Annotated in this window: 22 protein-coding genes and 1 riboswitch; of the genes, 14 read left to right on the forward strand and 8 right to left on the reverse strand. The window is 53.6% G+C overall.

Annotation, left to right across the window (positions count from 1 at the left end):
- The first annotated feature begins 59 nt into the window (after positions 1-59).
- Both KXU80_RS25335 and KXU80_RS25340 read left to right on the forward strand, forming a co-directional pair.
- On the forward strand, positions 60-827 hold the full coding sequence (locus tag KXU80_RS25335) for a sugar phosphate isomerase/epimerase family protein (protein WP_219835863.1): 768 nt from the start codon (positions 60-62) through the stop codon (positions 825-827).
- A 48-nt stretch (positions 828-875) separates the two neighbouring features.
- Positions 876-1,895 carry a Gfo/Idh/MocA family protein gene (locus KXU80_RS25340; RefSeq protein WP_219835864.1) on the forward strand — a complete coding sequence of 340 codons (1,020 nt, stop codon included), beginning with the start codon at positions 876-878 and terminating at the stop codon, positions 1,893-1,895.
- 170 nt (positions 1,896-2,065) lie between these two features.
- On the opposite strand, the gene KXU80_RS25345 is transcribed toward KXU80_RS25340, so the two are convergent.
- Positions 2,066-2,899 (reverse strand): phytanoyl-CoA dioxygenase family protein, encoded by an 834-nt coding sequence (locus KXU80_RS25345; RefSeq protein ID WP_219835865.1) that lies wholly within the window; start codon positions 2,897-2,899, stop codon positions 2,066-2,068.
- 186 nt (positions 2,900-3,085) lie between these two features.
- Here KXU80_RS25345 and KXU80_RS25350 point away from each other — a divergent pair, with 186 nt between their 5' ends.
- On the forward strand, positions 3,086-4,006 hold the full coding sequence (locus KXU80_RS25350) for an AraC family transcriptional regulator (protein ID WP_258171149.1): 921 nt from the start codon (positions 3,086-3,088) through the stop codon (positions 4,004-4,006).
- 24 nt (positions 4,007-4,030) lie between these two features.
- Here KXU80_RS25350 and KXU80_RS25355 read toward each other — a convergent pair whose 3' ends face one another.
- Entirely contained in the window at positions 4,031-4,918 is an 888-nt protein-coding gene (locus KXU80_RS25355) for a CAP domain-containing protein (RefSeq protein WP_258171150.1), read from the reverse strand.
- Positions 4,919-4,995: 77 nt separating this feature from the next.
- On the reverse strand, positions 4,996-7,032 hold the full coding sequence (locus tag KXU80_RS25360) for a beta-galactosidase (protein WP_374987725.1): 2,037 nt from the start codon (positions 7,030-7,032) through the stop codon (positions 4,996-4,998).
- 93 nt (positions 7,033-7,125) lie between these two features.
- On the opposite strand from KXU80_RS25360, the gene KXU80_RS25365 reads away from it, so the two are divergent.
- The 6 genes from KXU80_RS25365 to KXU80_RS25390 all read left to right on the forward strand — a co-directional run bounded on the left by KXU80_RS25365 (position 7,126) and on the right by KXU80_RS25390 (position 12,820).
- On the forward strand, positions 7,126-8,013 hold the full coding sequence (locus KXU80_RS25365) for an AraC family transcriptional regulator (protein WP_219835867.1): 888 nt from the start codon (positions 7,126-7,128) through the stop codon (positions 8,011-8,013).
- Between the two features lie 55 nt (positions 8,014-8,068).
- Positions 8,069-8,980: an HNH endonuclease gene (locus tag KXU80_RS25370; protein WP_219835868.1), complete on the forward strand. Its 912-nt coding sequence runs from the start codon at positions 8,069-8,071 to the stop codon at positions 8,978-8,980.
- 122 nt (positions 8,981-9,102) lie between these two features.
- Positions 9,103-9,810, forward strand: coding sequence for a CAP domain-containing protein (locus KXU80_RS25375; RefSeq protein ID WP_219839241.1), 708 nt, complete (start codon positions 9,103-9,105; stop codon positions 9,808-9,810).
- 117 nt (positions 9,811-9,927) lie between these two features.
- Positions 9,928-10,551 (forward strand): TetR/AcrR family transcriptional regulator, encoded by a 624-nt coding sequence (locus KXU80_RS25380; protein WP_219835869.1) that lies wholly within the window; start codon positions 9,928-9,930, stop codon positions 10,549-10,551.
- A gap of 81 nt (positions 10,552-10,632) precedes the next feature.
- Positions 10,633-11,796, forward strand: a complete 1,164-nt coding sequence (locus tag KXU80_RS25385; RefSeq protein WP_219835870.1) for an ATP-binding protein — start codon at positions 10,633-10,635, stop codon at positions 11,794-11,796.
- A 43-nt stretch (positions 11,797-11,839) separates the two neighbouring features.
- Positions 11,840-12,039, forward strand: a riboswitch (cyclic di-AMP (ydaO/yuaA leader).
- A gap of 100 nt (positions 12,040-12,139) precedes the next feature.
- Positions 12,140-12,820 carry a 3D domain-containing protein gene (locus tag KXU80_RS25390; protein ID WP_258171151.1) on the forward strand — a complete coding sequence of 227 codons (681 nt, stop codon included), beginning with the start codon at positions 12,140-12,142 and terminating at the stop codon, positions 12,818-12,820.
- Positions 12,821-12,890: 70 nt separating this feature from the next.
- Here the strand turns inward: KXU80_RS25390 and KXU80_RS25395 are convergent, their stop codons facing one another.
- The gene (locus KXU80_RS25395) at positions 12,891-13,757 is read right to left on the reverse strand and encodes a polysaccharide deacetylase family protein (RefSeq protein WP_258171152.1); all 867 of its coding nucleotides are present in this window, start codon (positions 13,755-13,757) and stop codon (positions 12,891-12,893) included.
- 157 nt (positions 13,758-13,914) lie between these two features.
- Here KXU80_RS25395 and KXU80_RS25400 point away from each other — a divergent pair, with 157 nt between their 5' ends.
- On the forward strand, positions 13,915-14,877 hold the full coding sequence (locus KXU80_RS25400) for an alpha/beta fold hydrolase (RefSeq protein WP_219835871.1): 963 nt from the start codon (positions 13,915-13,917) through the stop codon (positions 14,875-14,877).
- Positions 14,878-14,893: 16 nt separating this feature from the next.
- Positions 14,894-15,553, forward strand: a complete 660-nt coding sequence (locus KXU80_RS25405; protein ID WP_219835872.1) for an SGNH/GDSL hydrolase family protein — start codon at positions 14,894-14,896, stop codon at positions 15,551-15,553.
- 139 nt (positions 15,554-15,692) lie between these two features.
- Here the strand turns inward: KXU80_RS25405 and KXU80_RS25410 are convergent, their stop codons facing one another.
- Positions 15,693-16,952, reverse strand: coding sequence for a methyl-accepting chemotaxis protein (locus tag KXU80_RS25410; protein ID WP_219835873.1), 1,260 nt, complete (start codon positions 16,950-16,952; stop codon positions 15,693-15,695).
- 248 nt (positions 16,953-17,200) lie between these two features.
- Between KXU80_RS25410 and KXU80_RS25415 the strand changes: the two genes are divergently transcribed.
- The gene (locus tag KXU80_RS25415; RefSeq protein ID WP_219835874.1) at positions 17,201-17,611 is read left to right on the forward strand and encodes an O-methyltransferase; all 411 of its coding nucleotides are present in this window, start codon (positions 17,201-17,203) and stop codon (positions 17,609-17,611) included.
- A gap of 57 nt (positions 17,612-17,668) precedes the next feature.
- Here KXU80_RS25415 and KXU80_RS25420 read toward each other — a convergent pair whose 3' ends face one another.
- The 3 genes from KXU80_RS25420 to KXU80_RS25430 all read right to left on the reverse strand — a co-directional run bounded on the left by KXU80_RS25420 (position 17,669) and on the right by KXU80_RS25430 (position 19,245).
- Positions 17,669-17,890 carry an alpha/beta-type small acid-soluble spore protein gene (locus KXU80_RS25420; RefSeq protein WP_219835875.1) on the reverse strand — a complete coding sequence of 74 codons (222 nt, stop codon included), beginning with the start codon at positions 17,888-17,890 and terminating at the stop codon, positions 17,669-17,671.
- A 94-nt stretch (positions 17,891-17,984) separates the two neighbouring features.
- A complete protein-coding gene (locus KXU80_RS25425; protein WP_219835876.1) occupies positions 17,985-18,308 on the reverse strand; it encodes a DUF1980 domain-containing protein in 324 nt (107 codons plus the stop codon).
- 13 nt (positions 18,309-18,321) lie between these two features.
- Positions 18,322-19,245, reverse strand: a complete 924-nt coding sequence (locus KXU80_RS25430) for a permease (protein ID WP_258171153.1) — start codon at positions 19,243-19,245, stop codon at positions 18,322-18,324.
- A 241-nt stretch (positions 19,246-19,486) separates the two neighbouring features.
- Here KXU80_RS25430 and KXU80_RS25435 point away from each other — a divergent pair, with 241 nt between their 5' ends.
- Entirely contained in the window at positions 19,487-21,511 is a 2,025-nt protein-coding gene (locus tag KXU80_RS25435) for a hypothetical protein (protein WP_219835878.1), read from the forward strand.
- The gene (locus KXU80_RS25440) at positions 21,468-23,474 is read left to right on the forward strand and encodes a beta-propeller fold lactonase family protein (RefSeq protein ID WP_219835879.1); all 2,007 of its coding nucleotides are present in this window, start codon (positions 21,468-21,470) and stop codon (positions 23,472-23,474) included. Before KXU80_RS25435 ends, KXU80_RS25440 begins: the two co-directional genes overlap by 44 nt.
- Positions 23,475-23,512 lie beyond the last annotated feature (38 nt).

The raw sequence follows: 23,512 nt of genomic DNA on the forward strand, positions 1-23,512 counted from the left end.
ACTACAATGCGGCGGCTGCATGCCAGCGTCAGTCCGCTATCTGAGAGGAAGATTCGCAAATGAAAATCGGTTTGCAATTGTATACCCTTCGCGATGAAACAGCTAAAGATTTCAAAGGCGTACTTCGCCAAGTTGCAGCTATGGGCTACGAGGGCGTTGAATTCGCAGGCTACGGCGATGTGCCGGCTGAAGAGATGCGCGATTTGCTTCAAGAGCTTCGCTTAGAAGCATTCGGCAGCCATGTCAGCTTGGTCAACCTGGAGACGAAGCTGGAAGAAGAAATTGCCTATCTCAAAACAATCGGAGCCACGTATGTCGTCTGTCCATGGATTCCTGCGGATCAAGTGGCAGAGGGCGAATCGTTCTGGCGCGGCCTGATCGATAAATTTAACGGCATCGGCGAGCGTCTTCGCCAAGAAGGCCTGCAGTTCGCGTACCACAACCATGATTTTGAATTCGCTTCCAAAATCGACGGCGAATTCGTATTCGACGCCATGTATACGAAAGTACCGGCTGACCTGCTTAAAGTTGAAATGGACATGGGCTGGGTCCAGTATTCCGGTCAAGATCCGCTTGCTTATATCGCGAAATATGCCGGCCGTCTGCCGCTGCTTCACTTGAAAGACTTCCGCAAAGGCAAGCCGGGCGAGCAAATCGATACCGTCGAGCTGGGCCGCGGCGATCTGCCGCTGAACGACATTATTGCAGCAGGCAACCAAGCGAACGTGGAATGGCTCATTGTCGAGCAGGATCGCTGCGAGAATCCGCCGCTCGAAGCCGTGCAAACGAGCATCGAATGGCTTAAAGCGAACGGACACAAGGCTTAATAGACAGCGCCTGTCGAAGCAGGAAATTAAAGGAGCGATCATCTTCTCATGACAATTATTAATGTAGCCGTTGTTGGCTGCGGCGCGATCGCGCAGCGCCGTCATATCCCTGAATACGCCGTAAACCCGAACGTCAATTTCGTGGCTTTCGTCGATCCGATATTCGAACGTGCGCAAGAGCTGGCTGACCAATACGGAGCAAAGGCCTACGCATCGTACAAGGAAATGCTGCGTGAAGTGAAGCCGGATGCGGTAAGTGTATGTACGCCGAATTACCTGCACGCGGAAGTGACGATCGCAGCTGCGAATGCAGGCGCGCATGTGCTTGTAGAGAAGCCGATGGCTTCCACTGACGAAGAAGCTGCAGCGATGATCGCTGCAGCGAAGAAGAACGGCGTGTACCTCATGGTCGGCCATAACCAGCGTCTGATGCCTCCGCATGTGAAGGCGAAAGCCATTCTCAGCTCGGGCATCCTCGGTCGCGTGCTTACGTTCCGTACGTCGTTCGGCCACCCCGGCCCTGAGCGCTGGAGCGTAGACGGCAAGGGCAGCTGGTTCTTCCGCAAGCCGGAAGCGATCATGGGCGCGATGGGCGATCTTGGCGTTCACAAGTCCGACCTGATCCGTTATTTGCTGAACGACGAAGTTGCGCAAGTAACAGGTTTTATTGGAACGCTAGACAAAGAAGGCACGGACGTTGACGACAATGCAACCTGCCTGCTTCGCATGAAGAGCGGCGCGATCGGCACGCTTGTTGCCAGCTGGACGTACTACAAAGGCGAAGACAACAGTACGGTGCTCTGGTGCGAGAACGGCGTAATGAAGATTGGTACAGATCCTACCGATCAAATCATCGTCGAGCTGCGCGACGGCTCTGTTGAGCGCCACAACGTCGGTGCGATCAGCACGAATGAAAAACAAGAAAGCAGCGGCGTCATCGATGCTTTCATCGGAAGCCTCGTGACGAACACGCCGCCTAGCATTTCCGGCGAAGAAGGCCGCAAATCACTTGCCGTTATTCTGGCAGCATTCGAATCGCAAGCTACTGGCAAAGTAATTAGCCTGTAGGATAGCAGGAATGGGCGCAAGCGCAAGTCAAGGTGCATATGAGCTTGCTTGTGGACCGGAGCACTTCCAATACAATGCATAATGGCGTCACAAGGTCATAACCTTGTGACGCCATTTGTTGTTTCGGGTTCCGAGCAAGGTACATCCATCCTTCTGCGTGGTTAATCCGATCAGGCTTTGTACACGAGCGGATTAAGCGCAGATGCGGCAAGATCGCCGGGGGCAAGCCCGGGAAACCAGCCCTTCAAGTCGTTTTCTCTAGCACGGCTGTCGGGCTCGATGATGCGGACGCCGTTCGCAATATAAATAATCGTCATGACCTCGCGCATGGCGGTTGTCGGATTGCCCGGAGCGGAATGAAGCGTCCAGCCGGCATGGAACGTTGCATCACCGGCGGCCATGGCGCCGTAGTTCGTCGTCGGCAGACCTTTGCCTTCAATATAGGAGCCCAGCGTTCGATGCGATTCATCCGAAATCGCTTGGCGGCTCATATAGCCAAGCTGCTGAGAGCCGTCAACAAAGGTCATAGAGCCGACGGCTTCGCTGACAGGGACCAGCGGCATCCACATCGTGATGGTATTCGGCGTATCCAGCGGCCAATACACCTGATCCTGATGCCAAGGCGTATAACCGCCGCCCGGTTCCTTGAAGAGCGCCTGGTCATGGTAAATGCGCACGCCGTCCACGCCCATCAGCTCCGCGGCGACCTTGGCGAACCGTCTAGCCAAGACGAAGCGCCTAGCGCCTTCGTTAAGCTGCCACAGATTCCCGATTTGGATAAATGCTTTGCCGTACGTATCCCGTTCTTCGACCGGTTTCGTGTTGTAGTCATGCTCGCGGACAACGCCGGCAATGACCGGTTCATACGCGTTCATTTCTTCAGGAGTAACTAGCCCTTTCAGTAAGATATGACCATTTCTCCGGTAGGCAGCGGTCTCATCTTCGGTAAGGGCATAATCGGATTGAAGCTCGGGCAGCTTGGCATAATCGGCTATGGTTGTCATGGTCAATTCAGCTCTCCTTTGTTTGTCCCCTGAAGGACAGGAATCGTTCTTTCTCTTATGCCTTCATTGTAGGCCTGTGCAAGGAATATGGCTTTGTACCAAACCGCTGATTGTTTTGTCAAAACCAACTGGACTTGATGTATAATAATGCTGCAGAATGCCGAGTAAATCGTAGGGGGAAAGTCTATGTATTTGTCTGAAATGATGGCAAAGCAGCCGATTGTTCCCTATATTCGAGAGGGAGACTTTGCGGTTCGCAAGCCATGGAGCATGGCAGCGCGGCGGCTTCTGGACTATTTGCTGGTCTATGTGCAGGAGGGGGAGTGCCTGTTTCATGTGGATGGGGAGCCGTATGCATTTCGAAGCGGCGAATTTTGTCTTATTCAACCGGGAAGCCTGAACGAATTGGAAGGCAGAACGAATACGATTACGCCCTTCACACACTTGGATGTGTTCTACGATTCCCTAAGGGAGGAACGCTTCCCGACACGAAGCGGGCAAGTCGACTTAACTTCCTACCGTCACCTTATCCAGCCGCGCTTGAATGATTTGCAGGGCATCGACATACCGGTGAGACTGCGTCCGAAGCAGCCGATTCCATTCAGAGACCTGTTTATCGAAATGGTGGAATGCTGGCAGCACCGCGATCCCTTGATGCAGCTGCGCGCGCAATCGCTGGCGACGGAAGTGGTGCTGACAATTCTAGAGGATCACACGGCGGACCTGAAGCAGGCGGAACGATCCGCCCCCCAGCCGCTGAACTGGATTACCTCGTTCCTGTCCTTCCATCTATCGGAGCATCTGTCCGTGCAAGAAATGGCGCAGCGCGCGAATTTGTCGCCTTCCCGCTTCAGCGCCAAATTCAAAGAACAATTCGGCTTACCCCCTCATCAATACTTGATGCAGCTGCGTATCCGTCATGCACGCGAGCTGTTGAGCGGCTCCAATCACGCGATGGAAGAAATCGCTGCGTATTGCGGGTTTGCAGACATTCATCACTTCTCCAAATCGTTCAAGAAAGAAACCGGAACGACGCCTGGTGCCTTTCGCAAAAACGGAACCGCCGGGGCAGCAGCCCAAACAAAAAGCACGGAACCTTCTCCGTAGGAAGGGATCCGTGCTTGCTAACAGTTACGGGCGCGTAAATTCTTGCGTCCAATACGGGCTCATATTTCCGCCTTTGGCATAGCCGACCCCAAGCTGGGTATAATTCGAGCTGAGGATGTTTTGGCGGTGTCCGGGGCTGTTCATCCAAGCCGTCATGACGGCCTGCACGGATTGTTGGCCCGCTGCGATGTTTTCACCGGCATAGGAATAGCTAATGCCGAACGATTTCATCATATCGAACGGACTGCCATAGGTTGGCGAATTATGATCAAAATAGTTTTTGTCGCGCATGTCGTTGGATTTCACCTGCGCCACTTTGTTTAATTGTGTGCTGAGCGTAAGCGGCTGGACGCCTGCTTTGGCGCGCTCAGCATTCACCTGCTGCAAAATTTGGCTGGCTACCGTAGAATCGACGGGAGTACCCGACTCGTTCTGTGCGCCGTTGCCGGCGTTTCCGGTGCTGCCATTGTTAGCGCCAGTATTGCCTCCGTTGTAGGGAGTGTTCCCTGTATTGCCGTTGTAGCCGCCGGAGGGACTGCCGCCATAATTACCGGCATTGCCTCCCCCATAATTACCGGCATTGCCGCCATAGTTGCCGTTGTAGCCGATGCCGCCGAAGTAAACGCCGTTGTTGCCTGCTCCGATTTGATTCAACCAATCATTCAACGAATTTCCATTGTTGCTGGTGTTGAGCGTGTTAAACCGTCTCTCGCGCATCGTTCCGTCATCCAGCCGGGTATAGCCCTGTCCCTGCGTGCGATCCACGTTTTCCATCTTGATCCGTCGTCCAAGGTTGTCCTTGCTGGCGGAATGGTACTGGTCGTTCGGCGTAACCCGCACGGAATTGTAGATGAGTGCACCAACGCCAAAAGCCAATACAAGGCCGAGCAGCGTTCCGAAAAATCTTTTCATAAAAGCATCAAGCTCCTTTCTAACCACTAATATGTTCAGCGGCGAAAGGAGCTATGCGATACGGGTGTCAAGCAATATTAAGCAAAGTGCTCAATAATAAGGACATCATAAGAGGGGAGGTTCACCTGTCCAGCCTTGGTTTGACCGCTGATCAAGTCCGTGCCGGTGAGCTCGCCAAGGTCGATTGTCGTCTCCTGCGCGTTATGGTTCAAGACGAACAAATAACGGCGTCCATCGATTTCGCGGCGGGTGACTTCTACGCCGCTCGCTTTGCCCGGCAGCGGCTGAATGCCCTTCGCGTCGCAGAGCGATTTCATCAGCCCTTGCAGGAAGGCTTGATCCGGCTTGGTAGCGACGTACCATGCTTCGCCTTTGCCGAAGCGGTTGCGGGTAAGGGCAGGCATGCCTTTGTAGAAATCCTCGCCGTATTCCGCAAGCACGTCCGCACCTTCGGAGTGGATGAGGTCGCAGAGCAGGGAGCAGCTGTATGTGCCTTGGAGTGTGCCCAGCGTTTCCTTCATTTGGATCGAATTGCGCTGATCCGGGAACAAGGCGTCGATTTCTTCGGCCCAAATGCCGAGCAGCTTGCGCAATTCACCTGGATATCCGCCAAGCGTCACAAGGTCATGCTCGTCGACGATACCGCTGAAGAATGTCGTCAAGAATGTGCCGCCGTCCTGTACATATTGCTCGATCCGCGCCGTCATGCCTGGTTTAACCATGTACATGACCGGCGAGAGCACGATGTCGTACGGGGTCAGATCGTCTTCATAGGAGATGATGTCGACCTGGTAGCCCTGCTCGTACAGCGCGGTGTAGTAATGCTGGATTTCATTCACGTATTTCAAATCGACGGTCGGGCCGCTCGAGAGCTCGACTGCCCAGCGATTCTCCCAATCGTACATGATGGCGATCCGGCTCGGCAATCTGGAGCCGAGCAGCTTGGTATCCAGGCGATTCAGCTCTTCGCCCAGCTGCGCACATTCGCGGAAGACGCGCGTATGCTCGTGGCCGACATGCTCGATGAGCGCGCCGTGATATTTCTCGCAGGCGCCGGCGGAGCGGCGCAGCTGGAAGAACATGACGCTGTCGGAACCATGCGCAATCGCTTGGTAGCTCCACAGCCGCATGATGCCAGGACGCTTCAAGGTATTGTAGGCCTGCCAGTTCTGCTGGCTTGGCGTCTGCTCCATAAGCAGGAAAGGGGCGCCGCCCTTCAAGCCGCGCATGAGATCATGCGACATCGACGTAAAGCTTGGAGGGGTATCCATGCCCGGGTAGTTGTCCCAAGAGATGATGTCCATGTGCTTGGCCCATTTGAAATAATCGAGCGTCTTGTAGGTACCCATCAGATTTGTCGTAACCGGAATGTCCGGCGTATGCGCCTTGAGTGCTTCATACTCCAGCTTGTAGCAGTCCAGGATGCCATCCGAATTGAAGCGGTTGTAATCCAGCGAGATGCCTTGGAAACAAGTTCTGTCCTCGGACCATTGTTCGGAGAGCGCGTTCGGCAGAACGATCTCGTCCCAGTCGTAGAAGGTGTGGCCCCAGAAGCGCGTATTCCACTTCTCGTTCAGCTTGTCCAGCGTACCGTATTTCTGCTGCAGCCAGACGCGAAACGCCGCTTCGCAGTTGTCGCAATAGCAATGGTCGCTGTATTCGTTACTGACGTGCCAGAGCAGGAGGGCGGGATGATCCTTGTAGCGCTCGGCCAATTTCGATGCGAGCCGTGTAGAATGGGTCCGGTACACGGGACTGTTCGGGCAGGAATTGTGACGGCCGCCGAATTTGCGCTTCTTGCCTTGGAAATCCACGCGAGTCACTTCCGGATATTTGCGCGCCATCCATGCCGGATGCGCGCCGGTGCTTGTAGCCAAGCAGGCATATATGCCGTTCTGCTGGAGCATGTCCATAATCCGATCAAGCGTTTCGAAATTATAGGTATCTTCATTGGGCTGAAGCATCGCCCAAGAGAAAACATTCACGGTTGCGATATTCATGCCGGCCAGCTCGATCAGGCGCATATCCTCCGGCCATATGGACGCATCCCACTGCTCAGGATTGTAGTCTCCTCCATATAACATTTTGGGCAGTCTTCTTGTATCCAACCCCATCGTCTCCTTCGGCGTAAATGATGATAACAGCTCTATTTTATGGTAAGATCCCGTTAAGGGATATATAAAATACGATTGGCAGGATATGATAATATGGAACAGATAAAGGGTCTGAAGGATATCGTGCTGAACGCGCATTCCACGCATTTGACCCATTACATGTTTACGCTAAGCGAGTACGATCTGCCGCTTTACATGGACAGTATCGGTTATAACCCGGACCAAGAGTCCATCGACCGCACCAAGGGCTATCCTAACTTTCATTGGCTGCAGACGCTGGAAGGCGAAGGCGAATTTCAGCTGAACGGCCGTCTATACTCGCTTCCGCCCGGCAGCGGCTCCCTTCTATTTCCAGGTGTACCTCATTCCTATTCAGCTAAGGGCGGGAAGAGATGGTCCACGCTGTATGTAACCTTCGGGGGCTCTCTGGCAGCTTCATTGCTTGGTTCACTAGGCATTCGCCATACGGAATGGCTTCATTGGAACGAGGATGCGCCGATTACGTCGCAGCTGCTCAGCATGATCGAACAAGTCAAGCAGGATGACGACCGCACGGGTCTCAATGCATCGGCATTGCTGTACCGGTTTCTGACGATGGTAAAGATTTACGGGCAGAAGGGCGGCCGTTCTTCCGTCTATCAGCATCTGGAGAAGCTTGATCCGCTTCTTCACTGGCTGGATGTGAATTACGGCGATCCGGAGATCGGGCTGACTGATATGGCGGCGCAGCTGGACATCAGTCCCCGCTATTTGAATTCGCTGTTCCGACAAGCGTTCGGCATTACGGCGTATGCCTACCTGATTCGGCTGCGCATCATTAAGTCCAAAGAGATGATGAGCTTTGGCGACAACAAACGTTCGATTAAAGAAATAGCCCAGCTGTCGGGTTATCGGGACCCCAGCCATTACATATCGGCCTTCGGCAAGGCTGAGGGCATGACGCCGGAGCAGTTTCGGAAGCTGCACGGACTTACACCTTGATCGATCGGAACGGACTACTTAGCCGTGAATGAGCCGGCTGAACGGAGCGAAATAAATGACGACGGAGTCGAAAGTATGCACGGCTTGCGGCAAGGAGAAGCCCTTGTCCGCATTCGCGAAACGTGCAGGAAGCAGCAGCCGGCGCGGAACTTGCCGCACGTGCATCCGCAGGCGCAAGCAGCAGCCGGATGACGGCGGATTAAAGGCTGCCGAAGTGAATGGCAGCGAAGATGAGGCTGCGGGCGAGAGAACGGAACTGGGAGTGGAGCAGGAGACAGTTGAAATCGCTGCCATGCCTCCGAAACGGCGCAAACGCAAACGTAAGCGTAAGCGCGGCGGTAGCAAAGCTTCAGCAGGGCAGCATTCCGCTGAAGAACAAGCGGATGGTGCAGAATCGATCGAAGACGCAGCTGAAACCGCCGTGACGAGTACGGCGGCTGTAAATGAGCAGCCATCCCGCGTGCGTAAGCGCAAGCAGCGGCGCCGCAAACGCAGCCATGCGAACGCGAAGCAGGAGAAGGCTGAAGCGGGCGAAGCACCCGCGGCCGTCAGACCACCTGACCGGAAGATCGTCCCAATCAAAGGGAAATTTACGTACAAAACATCCATTCTAAACGACCGGGGCCGCGGGGTAATTCGGCTGCGCGGCCATCGCGAAACCGGCAAGCGCTGGTCGACGGACATTCCCACGGAAATGGCTGTCCGCATGGTCGAAGAAGGAGCCGCGGGCATCATCCACCCCGGGCTTATCCACAAGCTTTATACGAAAACGGATTTCCGGCTGCTCGTGCTGCAGCGAGACAATTATATTTGCCGGTATTGCGGCCAGTTCGGCGATACGATCGACCATGTTATGCCGAAATCAAAGGGCGGATTATCCTCGCCGATGAACTGCGTCTGCGCCTGCGCGGACTGCAATTTGAAGAAGGCAGACAGCCTGGATTTTGTATACGATGAAATCACCTAAATGCGGCAATCACCGCGACGTGGAAGATTTTATGCGATGAAATGCGTATTCTTCCGTGATAACATGGGTGGCGTCGGAAAAACGTCACACACTTTTACTCACGAGGAGGATTTTTCATGAAGATGCAAACCGTTCGAACAGGTGTCGCTGGCTTACTCGCAGTTGGTATCATTGCGTTTGGTGGTGGAGCAGCACTGCAGAAGGCCGAAGCAGCCTCCGTGAACACCACCGTTACGTACAAAGTGATTGCGAACGATACGCTGTACCAAATTGCCAAGAAATATGGCATCAACCTGAACACGCTGCTCGCAGCCAATCCGGCGATCGCCAACCCGAATTTCATCTGGCCGGGCATGACGCTGCATGCTCCCGTAAGCGGTAACAATGGCGGCGGCTCGCCTACCGGCGGAGGCAGTGTTCCGGCCGGCGGTTCCTCGAACACGGGGACAAGCGTGACGGACAAGAGTACATTCGCTTCGCAAGTCGTGTCCTTAGTCAACAAGGAACGGGCAAATGCCGGACTGTCTGCGCTGAAGCCCAATTCGCTGCTGAATAAAGTTGCGCTCGACAAGGCCAAAGACATGTATGCCAACAACTATTTCGACCATAATTCGCCGACCTACGGTTCTCCGTTTGATATGATGCGTGCTTATGGCGTCACTTATTCCTATGCGGGCGAGAATATCGCCAAGGGACAGCGCACCCCGCAGGAGGTCATGAAAGCCTGGATGAACAGCCCCGGTCACAAAGCGAACATCCTGAACAGCCATTATGGCAAAATCGGCGTCGCTTATTATAACGGGGAATGGGTGCAGGAATTCACTTCCTAACTAATAAGCATTTTGAATGAGACGGCCGTCCTGCGGTCGTCTTTTTGTTTGCTTGACGGTCATATTACGGTCGTTTAACATGTAACCATTGGTTATTAAGTTGGAGGCTGATGATTCATGACATCGCGCAGAAAACAATTAACGGAAGATATGAAGGCCGCTATACGGCAGGCGGCAGCGGAGCTTTTTGCGGAAAGAGGCTATCCTTCTGTTACGATGCGGGAAATTGCCAAGCAGGCCGGCTGCTCCCACACGGCTATCTATTTGTATTTCAAGAATAAAGAGGAGCTGCTTCAGCAAATCGCGATTCCGTCGCTGCTCGAGCTTGAGAACGGCTTCTTGGCGGAGATGGAGAATCCGGCACTCTCGCCTATGGACAAGCTGCTGGCTGTCTGCAGACGTTATGTCGTCTTCTGTCTCAGCAACGGAAGCCTGCATACGGTCTTATTCATGTCCGGGTCCGTGCGCGTGGACGATCCTGCGCCTGCGCTTGAAATCAATGTCATCCGCAACCGATTGTTTGCGCATATGAAGGCAGCGCTGGAGCAGGCTATGCCGGGGGCTGCGACTAAGGATGCGGAAACGGCGATTAATGAAGCGCGGGTCTTGTTCTATTACATTCAGGGGTATGTCAGCACCTACACCAGCCATGAAGAACCAACGGCTTTATTATTGGAACGAATTTTGCCGATTTTTGATTTCGGCATCGTCACGCTGCTGCGCGGTATAAAATCACATTAATTGTTTCTCATACCGAAGGGATTGACGAACGGAGAGCGAAGTAAGTACCGTAGCTTGTTCTACTACCTACGGAGGTTGGACATGAGGCGGAGAGCCGTTTATAATAATCAGTCCCTTGCTGTGCGCGTAAAACGTCAATTGCAGCTTTCGTCGATCACGAAGGAGCCTATTTCGGAATCGGTTCCAGATACAACGAGTTACAAACGATTAATTCAATATTTACCTGAACCGATCTTCGTTCATGATGGAAATACGATCTTTTTTACGAATCAAGCCGGTTTGAAGCTTCTCGGCACGACGGAGGCTGACATGCAGCGTGACCCGTCAATCAGTCGTTTCCTGCACCCGGATTACATTGAATTTTCCGTTGACCGCATCAAGAAGGTCATGAATACGGACGAGCCCAATGAATTTGCGCACTTCAAGGTCATCGACGTATCGGGAGAAATCATTGATGTGGAGGCTTCGAGCACCCGGATCCGCAACTATCTGGGAAAAGGAACCGTCGCTCAAAGCGTTTTTCGCGATATTCGGGAACGCAAGAAGGAAGAAGAAGCGCTGATTCAATCCGAGAAGCTGTCGGTCGTCGGTCAAATGGCGGCAGGCATCGCGCATGAAATTCGAAACCCGTTGACGTCGCTGATCGGATTTTCTAAATTTCTAAAGACCCGAATCAATAATTACCATGAATATTTTGACATTATGCTGGTGGAGCTGGATCGGATCAATACAATCGTTCAAGAGTTCATGGCACTCGCGAAGCCGCAGGCTAACCAGTTCCGCAGACATGATCTGATCAAAACCATCCAAAGCGTGCTGACGCTGCTCGAAACGCAGGCCATCATGAACAACGTCCAGCTGGTCGCCAATTACGACACGGCCGCAGCCGAGCTTCTCTGCGAGGAGAACCAGCTGAAGCAGGTTTTCGTGAATGTTATCAAGAATGCGATTGAATCCATGCCGCAGGGCGGGATCGTATCCATTGATTTGACATCGGGCGAGCTGGATGAAATCACGGTCTCCATTGCGGATCAAGGAATCGGCATCCCCGAGAATCAGCTGTCCATGCTTGGCGGTCCGTTCTTCACGACCAAGGCGAGCGGAACCGGTCTTGGCCTCATGATTTGCTATCGGATTATCGAGGGCCATCAAGGCCGTATGGACATCAGCAGCGAGCCCGGCCAAGGTACGACGGTTACGATCGGACTGCGTAAAATGGATGTTATACATAGCGCTGAAGGGTGATGGTGGCATTTACCGCTAGGATGAGTACGATCCCTGTGCTATTCTATTAGGCGAGCCGAAACGTTTTACGTACGGGGGATCTTTTTGGGGCAGGTCATGCTGCTCCGGCCCAGTCATTTGATGACCATCACATGGCGGGTTGATTGCGCTCTGGCGCTGGGGTGAATCGCATTTATATGCGTAGGGTTGAACTCCTCAATCCGAATCCGACAACTAACCTCGTAGGCCGCATGCGAAGAACGACAGTCAGCTGATTTTCTATGGCGGTTGTCATTCTAGCGATGACGGAATATTCCTGATTATTTGGGTGTAGTCCGTAAATCTTAAGGAGGCTACTTAGAACATGATGAAACACTGGAAGAAAGGCGTTGTTACTGCAGCGCTTAGCATTGCTATTTTGTCCCAAGGCGTTACGGCACATGCCTCGTCGCTGTATAAAGCGAAGGATTCCGATACGTTCTGGAAATTGTCCGCTCAGTTCGGCGTTTCCGTTGCGCAGCTGAAGGCAGCGAATCCCGGCGTCAACGCGAACAATATCTACCAGGGCTTAAGCATTGTTATTCCATCCTCCGTAACGCCGAAAGCTGCCCCGGCGGCGGTTAAAGCGTCCAAGGTGCATGCAGCTTCGATCGGCAGCGAAGTAAGTTTGAACGCGGTCGACCGCGTTCAGGAGAAAATTACGATTAGCGGCAGAACGTACGATTTCTCGGACGTGGTGCAGGTGAAAGCCAGCGCTTATACGGCAGCGGCCGAAGAGAACGGCAATTGGGGCGCAGTGGATTATTTTGGAAATCCGCTTAAGCTTGGCACAATCGCAGTAGATCCGAAAGTCATTCCGATGGGGAGTAAAGTGTTTGTTACAGGCTATGACCATGACGGATTGCCTGTAGGCGGGATGCTTGCGATTGCATCAGACCAAGGCGGGGCGATAAAAGGGGACCGAATCGATATTTTCCTTCCGCAATCTCGAGCAAAGGCTAGTTCGTTCGGATTTCAATACGTGAAGGTTTTTGTTCTTGAATAGAATTATCGTATCGTCTTTTGAAACGGCAGCCCGCATGGGCTGCCGTTTTCGCGATTGCGGTCTGTGCCGCCTAGCGGCTGGCGCTCTGTCCGAGGAGCTCCGGCAGCGTTACGATCTGATAGCCTTTACTTTGCAGCAATTTAATAAGGCGGGGCAGCGCTGCAAGCGTGCCCGAGAGATCTTGTCCTTCCCCGCCGCCGGCATGCTGGAGAATGATGGAGCCGGGCTGGAGCGTTTTTTTGATGTTAATTAGAATCTTATTACTGTCCAGGCTGCGCCAATCCTGAGAGTCGACGTCCCAGTTCACGACAATATAGCCTTTGCTTCTCAGCCATTCCACCTGCTCGGGCATGATCTCCCCGTAAGGCGGGCGTACATAGCGCGGACTGTAGCCTGCAAGCGGCCGAATAATGTATTCGGTCCGCGTGATCTGCTGCTGCAGCGTAAGAAGCGAAACACGGGAGAAGACCGGATGATTATAGGAATGATTTCCGATAATATGTCCTTCGCTGCGCATGCGTTTCACGAGGGCCGGGTAAGCATCGGCTCGTTGTCCGACGACGAAGAAGGTGGCTTTTACCTTGAAGCGGGCCAACGTTTCGAGCACCTGCGGCGTATATTTCGGATCAGGTACATCGTCGAACGTAAGCGCGACCTTGCGGTCACGGCGCGGACCCCAGATGACGAATGAACCTGGATAACGCTGCTGCAGGGCAACCCATGAGATCGGCTTCGATCGGCTTCGCTTTTTTTTGACGAACTGCCTTGCTTCGGAGACGGACGCTTCAGACGACTCAGGCGCCATTCGTATAGGATGAAGGCTTCCAGCATGTAGATCCGCCTTAGCACCGGCTTCCTGACGCCCGTGAACGAAGCAGAGCGCTGTCAAAGTTAGTAGCAGTATTGCGGTTTTACGCACGCGATTCCACCGTTGCATGGTCTTCCCTCCATCGATTAACATGCTGCAGCGCTTCGCCATCATTTTGCCCTCAATGCCCTCGATCATGCACCAATACACGAAAACTTACCCTTTACAGCGCCGCTTTTACGTTCTAACATGGAAAAGAATAATGACTCGTAAAGGGGAAGAGGACATGCCAGCCATCGATATGCCGATTCATGAATTGCAAGCGTATTCAGGAATTAACCCGCGCCCTGTCGATTTTGATGCTTATTGGGAGCGTGCACTGAATGAAATGCGTCAGGTGGACGCTGCGATCGAGCTTGTGCCAAGCGAATTTCAGACGCCGGCGGCGGAATGCTTCGACCTCTATTTCACCGGCGTCAGAGGCGCGCGCATCCATGTGAAATACGCGCGCCCACGCGGCGCGGAGCAGCCCCATCCTGCAGTCGTGCAATTTCACGGCTATACGGCAAATGCCGGAGACTGGGCGGATAAGCTGAGCTTGGTATCGCTCGGCTACTCGGTGTTTGCCATGGATTGCCGCGGCCAAGGCGGTTATTCCGAGGACGCTGGCAGCGTGAAAGGAAACACACATAATGGGCATATTATCCGCGGGTTGGACGATCACCCGGATCAGCTGCTGTTCCGCCATATTTTCCTCGACTGCGCGCAGCTGGCGGGAATTGCGTTAAACAGCACGGAGGTCGATCCTGCGCATGTATATGCCATGGGCGGCTCGCAGGGCGGAGCGCTTACGATTGCATGCGCTGCGCTTGAGCCGAGAGTGTCCAAGCTTGCGCCGGTATTCCCGTTCCTCAGCGATTACCGCCGCGTGTGGGAAATGGATCTCGATAGAGACGCTTATGCGGAGCTGCGCACCTTCTTCCGTCATTTCGATCCGCAGCATGAGCGGGAAGAGGAGATCTTTACGAAGCTTGGCTATATCGACATTCAGTTCCTGGCGAACCGCATTGAGGGCGAGGTGCTTATGGGCGTTGGCTTGATGGATACCATCTGCCCGCCGTCTACGCAGTTTGCCGCGTATAACAAAATAACGGCAGCTAAGCGGCTGGAGATCTATCCGGATTTCGGCCATGAAGGCCTGCCGGGCTTTAACGACAAGGTCATTCGGTTTTTCCTAGGCACGTATTAAGAGGAGGCTGCGCAGAATGAAGATTGGAAAGAACGAGAAGCTGGTCATGATCGGGGATTCCATCACGGATTGCAATCGGGCAAGACCCGTCGGGGAAGGCTTGTTCGATGCAATTGGTAAAGGCTATGTCGGCATCGTGGACGCGCTCCTCACTTCAACTTACCCGGAGCTGGGCATTCGTGTCGTCAACATGGGCATCAGCGGCAACAATGTTCGGGATTTGAAGGAACGCTGGCAAACCGACGTGCTTGATTTGAAGCCGGATTGGCTCTCCATTATGATCGGAACCAATGACGTATGGCGTCAATTCGACACGCCGACGATCACGGAATCGCATGTGTATCTGGAAGAGTATGAGGCTGTCCTAGATACGCTTGTCGCGAAGACCAATCCGCAGCTGAAAGGACTGGTTCTGATGACGCCGTTCTTCATCGAGTCCAATCCGAATGATGCGATGCGTGCGAAGATGGATCTTTACGGAGCAGCCGTAAGACGCATCGCCGCGAAGTACGATGCAATAGTCGTGGATACACAGAACGCATTCAACGAGGTGCTTGAGCACTTGTATTCCGGTACGCTTGCGTGGGACAGGGTTCACCCGAATCAGGCCGGCCATGCCGTACTGGCGCGCGCGTTCCTGCAAGCCATCGGCTACGATTATAACAAGAGCTTGTAAGCAGCAACCGCACGCATACATAGCCTGCAAATTAAAGCTGACCTGTAATTGGAGGTCAGCTTTTTTGTGGTGAGCTTCGTACGTCAAAAATCCCCCAACCGCCGCGTGAAGCGGAGCTGAGGGATTAGCTTGCGTAATCCTAGATTTTGAAGATCGACATCGTCCGCTGAAGCTGCATGACCACCAGCTGCATTTTCTCCGTTTCCGCGACGACGGCCTGAACGGAGCCGATCTGCTCGTTCATGGAGGCAGATACCTGTTCGGTACCGGCGGCGGATTCCTGCGTGATGGCCGAAATGTTCTGGATAGAGCCGGAAATCTTACGTGCGCTGTCGAGCATCGCGTCGCTCTCGCTGGAGAATTGGGCGATCAGGTTCGTAATGAACGTCACGCTGGTTACCAGCTCGGAGAAGATATGCTCCGAGTCCTTCAAAATCTGCATTTGCGTATGTACGACCTCTTCATTGACTTTGATATTACGAATGGCCTGCTTCACTCCGTGGTCGATATCACGTACGAGCGTGAACACTTCCTTCGTCGAGGACGTGGATTCCTCGGCAAGCTTGCGGACTTCCTGCGCGACAACGGCGAATCCGCGGCCGTGCTCGCCGGCGCGTGCCGCTTCAATGGATGCGTTAAGCGACAGCAGATTGGTTTGTTCCGCCAAGTCCGAAATCGTTCTCGTTATCGCTGAGATGCCTTCCGCCTTCTGAGCGAGATCCTCGATCGTCGCGGAAACTTGCGAGGTGGCCTCCACATTGCGGGTCATGCCTTGCACCTGGCTGTCGACTGCTTGGCGTCCACGCTCGACCAGGATGAGCGTCTGTTCGGAGCGGTCGTTCATTTCTTTGGTCGAGTGGGCGTAAGCGGACACCTTGTCTTCGATTTCGCGGATGGAGTCGGCCATATCGCTGACATCCTCGGAAATTTCGTTGGCGCCCGTGGCCAATTCGCCGGCAGAGGAGGCGACCTGCTCCATGACCTGCTTCAAATCCACGTTTTTATCAGAAATGCTGCGGCTTGTATCGTTGACGAGTCTTGAGATGCTGGAGGTCTCCTTCAAAATGTCGCGGAGCTTGTCCACCATGCTGTTGAAGGAATGACCAAGCTCGCCAAGCGAGGCGGAAGAAGAGACGTCGACTTTCCGCGTGAAATCTCCTTTTGCAATGCCGAACGCGATGGAGGTCATTTCGTCAATTGATGATGTAAGCGCTGTCTCGATCACGCGCACAAGAGGGAATGTGACGACAGCAGCAATCACGATAATGCAAAGTCCGAGAATGATGCTGCCGCCCGTCATAAGCAAGCCGAGTAATAGAGCGATCGAAAAAATGCCGACGATGGTATAACAGCCGCCCAAAAGCTTGTTGCGAATTGATAATGATGTGAACCATTGCATCGTGAATGCTCCCCCTATATTTGGAATAATCCTATTATATCACCGCACCGTTTTTTGTCTATATGGGTCTAATGCGATCCATTCATGTCGAAAGGACTGTAATGTTTGCGTATTTGTATGTCGAAAGAACTATAATTCTGTAAGGTATTTGTAAAATAATAGTTGATTGAATAGTAAGGTTGTCATATAATGGGCCTATCGAACGAGTTGGAAAATTTATCATATCAGGATAGCGGAGGCGACAAGACGTGAATTTGGATGCAATGCCTTTAAGTCGGCAAGTGGATTTCGTCTTTAAACAATTGGAAGAAGAACTGCTGCATTCGTTGGCAGGCACCGTCATCATTCAAATCCGAAATAACGTCGTCGGTAAATACGGCGTTCGCCACAACCCAATCGAGAGCAGGAACGGCCAAATCGGCCAATCCGAGCAGGGGATGACGCGGGAACAGGTTCAAGCTTTTCGTCAAATGGCGATCGATTCCATCAAGCTGAAGCGGAATTGGACCCATGGCGAAATCATGTATGACTTCTCCGTCCGCTCCGGAACGGGCACCTGGTCGGCCAGCATCCTCTTCGAATCGAACTACAATTTAGCCAATGGCATGTTCCGCTATACGCCAAAGTACGGCCAGCAGGCCTTACGTGACACGCCTTAACTTCATAGCTAAAAAGCTGCCTCTTCTCGCGGGGGCAGCTTTTTTGTGCAATTCCTATTAACGGAAAGCTGTACCGGCTAATTGCATTTCCGCCATTTGGCAGAGTCTGCGCGTGATGTTCCCGCCGATTGCGCCTGCGTCACGGGTTGCCATGTCGCCATAGTAGCCGTCTTGCGGAAGGGAAATGCCGATTTCTCTTGCGACCTCATATTTCATTTGATCCAGAGCCGCACTTGCGTTAGGGACAACCAAGGAATTGCTGCTGCGATTGGAAGCCATTGTAATCACCTCCTTTGCTTGTACCCTTAGTATGGATTGACTGGAAGGTTTTATTCGAAAGCGGATTCATTCTTATGATGTAATTATTTCCAGTTTAGAAGAGGAATCCGAGGGCGAGGGGCAGCACGAACAATCCGTAAATCAGTATATTGGCGGCAACGGAACGCGAGGGCTCATGGTTGCAATCGCACGCGGCAGCCGAATAGCCCTGCCATTCCTGAAAGGCGGATTGCAGCTGGTAGATAGCGGTTGCGAACAGCCCCATCGCGGATAGCTTGACATAGACGGCAAGACCCGGTTCCACGTATTGGACGAGAGTTCCCGTGCGAACGAGAAAGACGATATAGATGCCGAATGCGCTTAGAATCCCGCACCGTATGGAATGATGGATGACGGCAATTCGCTGTTTCGTGAACATTGGGGTCAGCTCCTCACGAACCGAATAGCAGCCGCTCGGTCAGCATGGAACCGAGCCAGACAGCGGCAGCCAAGAATAGGACAATACCAATGACGACTTTGCTCCGGAAGGCGGCGAGCAATAACAGCAGGCTCTTCACGTCGACCATAGGTCCGAACACCAGGAAGGCGAGCAGGGCCCCTGGTTGAAATAGGCCATGGAACGATGATGCCACGAAGGCATCGGACGTGGAGCAGAGCGACAGCGCAAAGCCCGCTGCCATCATGATTCCATTCGCGAATGCCGGCTCGCTGCTGATGGAGAGCAGCGTTCCCTGATCCAGAGCCGATTGGATAAGCGCGGTCAGAAAGGCGCCGATGATCAAATATTTGCCGATGTCAAAAAATTCGTCGGAGGCATGCGTAAAGGTTGCCTGTACGCGCTCACGCAGTCCGCCGTTCATATGCCCGTGATTGTATTGGTGATTGTGGTCAAGCTGCCTGGAGCCTCTGAACGCGAAGCCGTGCAGCGAATGTTTAAGCGGATTGCGTTTCATGAAAGCAATCAATACAAAACCGAGCACGAAGCAAATCACGAAAGCAAGTCCCATTCGGGCATAAGCCATTTGCGGCTCCGATCGGAAAGCCTGATAGGTGGACGCGAAAACGATTGGATTCACGATAGGACCCGCGAAGATGAAGACCATGCCGATATAGGGAGGCATGCCCTTATGAATCAGCCGCCGAACGACCGGAATCATGCCGCATTCACATAAGGGCAGCAGAACGCCGAGCAAGCAGCCGAAGAGTACGCCGATAACGGGATTTCGGGGCGTCAGCTTGGCAATCATCATGTCCGAGACGAATACCTGCAGCAGCGCGGAGAAGAAGACGCCGAGCAGGATGAATGGAAAAGCTTCTATAATAATGCTGATAAAAATATGCTGAAAATCATGCACGAACACCAAGCCTCCCTCTACCGCACCGCAGGACATACAACAATCCGCGGCTTTGTATGATTAAGATATGCGTCCCTAATTCCAAGAAGGACAAACTTTGAGACAAATAATTCAAGGTTTCAAAAAACCATTGCCATTCTTTTAAAAAAAGGGTAGAATCCTCATTATGTGATAATGATTCTCATTGTTAATGAAGGTGCATGAAAATATAAATTAAAGGCGTAGATTGGGGACTAATTCCATGAAATTCAGTAAGAAGAAATCGACAGCGGCTGCCGTGTCCGCCTTGCTTGCCTGCTCCGTAGCCGTTACAGGCTGCAGCAGCGATGTGCATGTGAAAGTATCGGACTATCATTTTGATACGGCCGGCAATATGTTTGCGTACGCGGAATTCGAATTATCCGGCGAGCCGCTGGCGGAATCGCTCGGTGTCGATCTTGACGTGCTGGATGCCGGAAAGCTGGATTCGCCGACGGCCTTCGACTACGCGGCAGGCATCGAGTCCTACGAATATTCCGAGGAAGCGATGTATGAGGTCGTTGAGAAATCGGGCATGGGCCTGCACCTCGTCAACGGTCCTGCCATTGCAGAACAGGCTAAAAAATCCGGGGTTCAGAACAATGAGCTGCTTGCAACGCGCTTCCAGCATATGGCCGAGAGCGTTGGACAGTCTGCGGATGCCATTCAGCAAAACATGTACCCGACCTTTATCGAATACGCGGAGGGCGACCCGCACTACAACCAGAAGGTCGCGACGGAGAAATTCGCTGACGGCGATAACGGCACTTATATCCCTACGTATCAAGTAGATTTTGCCTCCCTTCGCTGGAACCGGGATAAGATGAAGAAACAGCTTATTCCTGCTGCCTACGGCGGCACGATGCTGAAGCAATCCCTGTGGGCCGGCGACTTCCTTGGCAACCTGCACGATGCCAAGACCGATGAAGAGGTGGATGCGTCCACGGCCAAATCAGGGCCGGAAGGCGATCAAGGCTTGAAGCTCGGCGTGAGCTCCGTGGACGGCATGCAGGGGATGATTCTGACGGACGAAGTGTGGAACAAGCTGCTCTACGTCCGCGATAACCTGTTCTACAATTCGTCTTCCAAAGCGATTGGCGCATTGTCGCAGACAGCCGGCGGTTATTTGCTGCACGCGGTCGATGTGGAAGAAAACGGGGATAAGGATTTCGCTAATGTGAAGAGCCTCAAGGTAAGCGACGGCCGCAGCCTGCTGCAGGATCAGTGGCTGATGCTATGGCCGACGTCGGAATTCTTCGGCATGACGGATCAGCGCACGGACAATCCGAACCGCAACCCGGCATTCGCGCGCGTATTCGACGGGGATCCGTTCCCGGCTGCGCCTGCGGTGAATACGGACAGCGACGCTTCGAATGACATCGCTTCGACAGACCCGTATACCGTAGCCCATGATGTTCTGCTGGCGGTGTTCGACAATGTGAAGAACCGTCACTGGAACGAGAAGGACGGCACTTTCGTCTCGGAATCGGATGGCAACAAGCAGGGCACGCAGGTGGATACGTTCCAAGCGGGCTATACCATTGAAGCGCTGCGCATGTTCGAACGCGCAATTGACGGCCTGCCCGTCGGCTATGCGAGCGGAGATGCTGCCGAGGGCTTGAAGACGGAGCAGGGCACTGCCGCAAAAGACATGATCGTAAAGCAGGCGGATTTCATCTTGAAATCGCTCATTAATAAAGACGGCTTGGCGTTGACCGGCTACGATACGGAGAAAGGCACCGCAAGCACGGATACATCGCTGAAAGCGCAAATTGGCGCGATTCGCGGCCTGACCTCCGCGTTCCTCGTGACCGAGGACGAGAAATACCGCGATGCGGCGCGCAAGCTGTACACAGCTATGGACGAGAAGCTGTGGGATAAAGAGCTAAAGGCATACAAAACGAGCGGCGACGAGGCTAAATACGATGCGTTCACAGCTGGAGGCGTATCTGCGGTCTTCCGCCTTGCGCTGGAACACTTGAAAAACACGAGCGGTGACAGCGACTCGCCGAAGGCGCTGGATCAAAGCACGATTCAAGACCGCTACGTTTCCTTCTTCCGTCAGGTCATCAACGGTCCGACGCTGGATGAAGGGATGCAGGCGAGCGAATTCTGGGATACCGGCGACGTGTACAAGGAAGGCGACGAATCCGGCAACACAGACGGCGATACCGTGCCTCAGATACAGAAAGGGAATGGTGAGAATGGCATTGCTCCGATACTTCTTCCGGTTGAAATTACAAAATAACGGATTGCAGGCAATCAAATGGGCGGCGAGTGCAGGTGCACTCGCCGTTATGGCGTTATTAAGCGCATGCGCTTCCTCGGGCGAGCAAGCGGCACCGGCGCCTCAATCCGGCAGCAGCATTGTCAGCAGTCCGGACGGCGAGCGGCTGTATATCGCAAACGGCGATTCCAATACGGTTACCATTGTCGACGCCAAGAATCGCAAGGTCGTGAAGGAAATCGCTGTTGGCAAAGAACCGCGGGAGCTTGCACTCTCATCAGACGGCTCCACGCTCTACGTGACCTGCCGGTATGCCAATTCCGTAGAATGGGTTGATATCGATAAAGGCAAGGTGCTCGGCTCCGTCAAGACCGGCATTGAGCCGTTCGGGATCGTTGCAAGCCCAGACGGCAAGCTGATTTACGTAACCAACTATCGCTCGGGAACGGTCTCCATCGTCGATACGGCGAGCCGCAAGGTGCTGAAGCAAGCCGAGGCGGGCACGAACCCGAGGGCGCTAGCTTTAAATGCCGACGGAACGAAGCTGTATGTCTCGGATTACTTGAAAGCGTCGACGGAGGTATTTCAGACAGGCGACATGAAGCTGGTCAGTAACAACGCGCTTGCGCCGTCACCGGATCAGCAGGATCGGAAGAAAAGCCAGGGCAAGCCGAACACCGTGGAGCAGCTGCGGCTCACGCCAGACGGCAAATCGTTGTGGGAAGCGCATCTGATCACAAATACGGATACGCCGGTCCAATTCGAGGAAGTTATTTTTCCGGCACTCTCGATCGTGGACGCGTGGACGGGTACAGAAGAACAGAAGGCGCGCAAGGAGCTGTTCAAGGCGATTGACGTGAAGGATAAATTCGGCAAGACGACGATCGTATCTAATCCGACGGATGTAGTGTTCTCGAAGGATGGCAGCAAAGCGTATGCGTTAATGGGCGGCAGTGAGGATCTCCTTGTCTTCGATATGGCGAGGGGCGGCAGAGCAGGTCAGATGATCCATCATCTACCGGGTGATTTTCCGATCGGTATGGTCATGTCAGCGGATGGAAGCAAGCTTTACATTCATAATTTGAGCTCGCATGACTTGACGGTTGTAACCCTGCCTCCCGAAGAGGAGGAAGGCGGTCAAGCGCGCGTGGATGGGAAGCCGCTGCCGCTGATTGCCGTGGATCGTTTGAACGCGCAGCAGCGCCTCGGCAAAACGTTGTTCTACAGCGGGAACTCCGATGATTTTCCGCTTGCCGGAAACAATTGGATGAGCTGCGCTTCCTGCCACTCCGACGGCGAAGTGGATGCCATGTCGATTATGACGGCCAAAGGAGTCCGGAATATCCCGAGCAACGTCTTGGCTTTCGAGACGGGGCTGTTTATGTGGGACGGAAGCCGCGATGACTTTGGCGATTATATCCATACTGTCCAGGGGGAGATGGGCGGCATGGGAGGCGTGGATCCTGCCAAGCCGCTTCCGACGGATAAGCAAAAGCTGTTCGATGCACTGGAGGCTTATATGCGCATGCCGGATGCTTTTCCGGTGCCGCTTAGTCCTTTCCGGACCGAGGACGGCAAGCTTACGGCGGATGCCGAACGCGGCAAAGTCCTGTTCGAGGGCAAAGCACAGTGCATTACGTGCCATGCAACGGGTGCATGGACCGACAGCGTCAAGGCGCTGGGCAGCAACGGTAAATTAACGACGGCGAATACGGATTACTTGCACAATGTAGGCACGGTTGGCAGCCAAGACAAAGATTATGCGGGCGATGCCCGCGGTGCTTTCGTGAACACGCGCGAGCGGGGGTACTACGACACGCCGACCCTTCGAGGCGTCTATGCGACGGCGCCGTATCTGCATGACGGCAGTGCAGCTACGCTGGAGGATGTCATCAAGCGGGCTGGCAATCAGCACGGTCAAACGAAGGACTTATCCGATAAGGAAATTAAAGAGCTGGTCGCCTACTTGAAGCAAATTCAATAATAAGCGAAGAACCGCAGTGCTCCTGGCACTGCGGTTCT

The organism is Paenibacillus sp. R14(2021), from assembly GCF_019431355.1.
In the GTDB taxonomy this organism is placed as follows: domain Bacteria; phylum Bacillota; class Bacilli; order Paenibacillales; family Paenibacillaceae; genus Paenibacillus_Z.

Coding starts and splice junctions, on each gene's coding strand:
- KXU80_RS25380 (WP_219835869.1), top strand. CDS start 9,928: ATGACATCGCGCAGAAAACAATTAACGGAAGATATGAAGGCCGCTATA.
- KXU80_RS25345 (WP_219835865.1), bottom strand. CDS start 2,899: ATGACAACCATAGCCGATTATGCCAAGCTGCCCGAGCTTCAATCCGAT.
- KXU80_RS25360 (WP_374987725.1), bottom strand. CDS start 7,032: ATGGGGTTGGATACAAGAAGACTGCCCAAAATGTTATATGGAGGAGAC.
- KXU80_RS25390 (WP_258171151.1), top strand. CDS start 12,140: ATGATGAAACACTGGAAGAAAGGCGTTGTTACTGCAGCGCTTAGCATT.
- KXU80_RS25350 (WP_258171149.1), top strand. CDS start 3,086: ATGTATTTGTCTGAAATGATGGCAAAGCAGCCGATTGTTCCCTATATT.
- KXU80_RS25435 (WP_219835878.1), top strand. CDS start 19,487: ATGAAATTCAGTAAGAAGAAATCGACAGCGGCTGCCGTGTCCGCCTTG.
- KXU80_RS25410 (WP_219835873.1), bottom strand. CDS start 16,952: ATGCAATGGTTCACATCATTATCAATTCGCAACAAGCTTTTGGGCGGC.
- KXU80_RS25335 (WP_219835863.1), top strand. CDS start 60: ATGAAAATCGGTTTGCAATTGTATACCCTTCGCGATGAAACAGCTAAA.
- KXU80_RS25400 (WP_219835871.1), top strand. CDS start 13,915: ATGCCAGCCATCGATATGCCGATTCATGAATTGCAAGCGTATTCAGGA.
- KXU80_RS25355 (WP_258171150.1), bottom strand. CDS start 4,918: ATGAAAAGATTTTTCGGAACGCTGCTCGGCCTTGTATTGGCTTTTGGC.
- KXU80_RS25385 (WP_219835870.1), top strand. CDS start 10,633: ATGAGGCGGAGAGCCGTTTATAATAATCAGTCCCTTGCTGTGCGCGTA.
- KXU80_RS25340 (WP_219835864.1), top strand. CDS start 876: ATGACAATTATTAATGTAGCCGTTGTTGGCTGCGGCGCGATCGCGCAG.
- KXU80_RS25370 (WP_219835868.1), top strand. CDS start 8,069: ATGACGACGGAGTCGAAAGTATGCACGGCTTGCGGCAAGGAGAAGCCC.
- KXU80_RS25395 (WP_258171152.1), bottom strand. CDS start 13,757: ATGCAACGGTGGAATCGCGTGCGTAAAACCGCAATACTGCTACTAACT.
- KXU80_RS25405 (WP_219835872.1), top strand. CDS start 14,894: ATGAAGATTGGAAAGAACGAGAAGCTGGTCATGATCGGGGATTCCATC.
- KXU80_RS25420 (WP_219835875.1), bottom strand. CDS start 17,890: ATGGCTTCCAATCGCAGCAGCAATTCCTTGGTTGTCCCTAACGCAAGT.
- KXU80_RS25425 (WP_219835876.1), bottom strand. CDS start 18,308: ATGTTCACGAAACAGCGAATTGCCGTCATCCATCATTCCATACGGTGC.
- KXU80_RS25365 (WP_219835867.1), top strand. CDS start 7,126: ATGGAACAGATAAAGGGTCTGAAGGATATCGTGCTGAACGCGCATTCC.
- KXU80_RS25440 (WP_219835879.1), top strand. CDS start 21,468: ATGGCATTGCTCCGATACTTCTTCCGGTTGAAATTACAAAATAACGGA.
- KXU80_RS25375 (WP_219839241.1), top strand. CDS start 9,103: ATGCAAACCGTTCGAACAGGTGTCGCTGGCTTACTCGCAGTTGGTATC.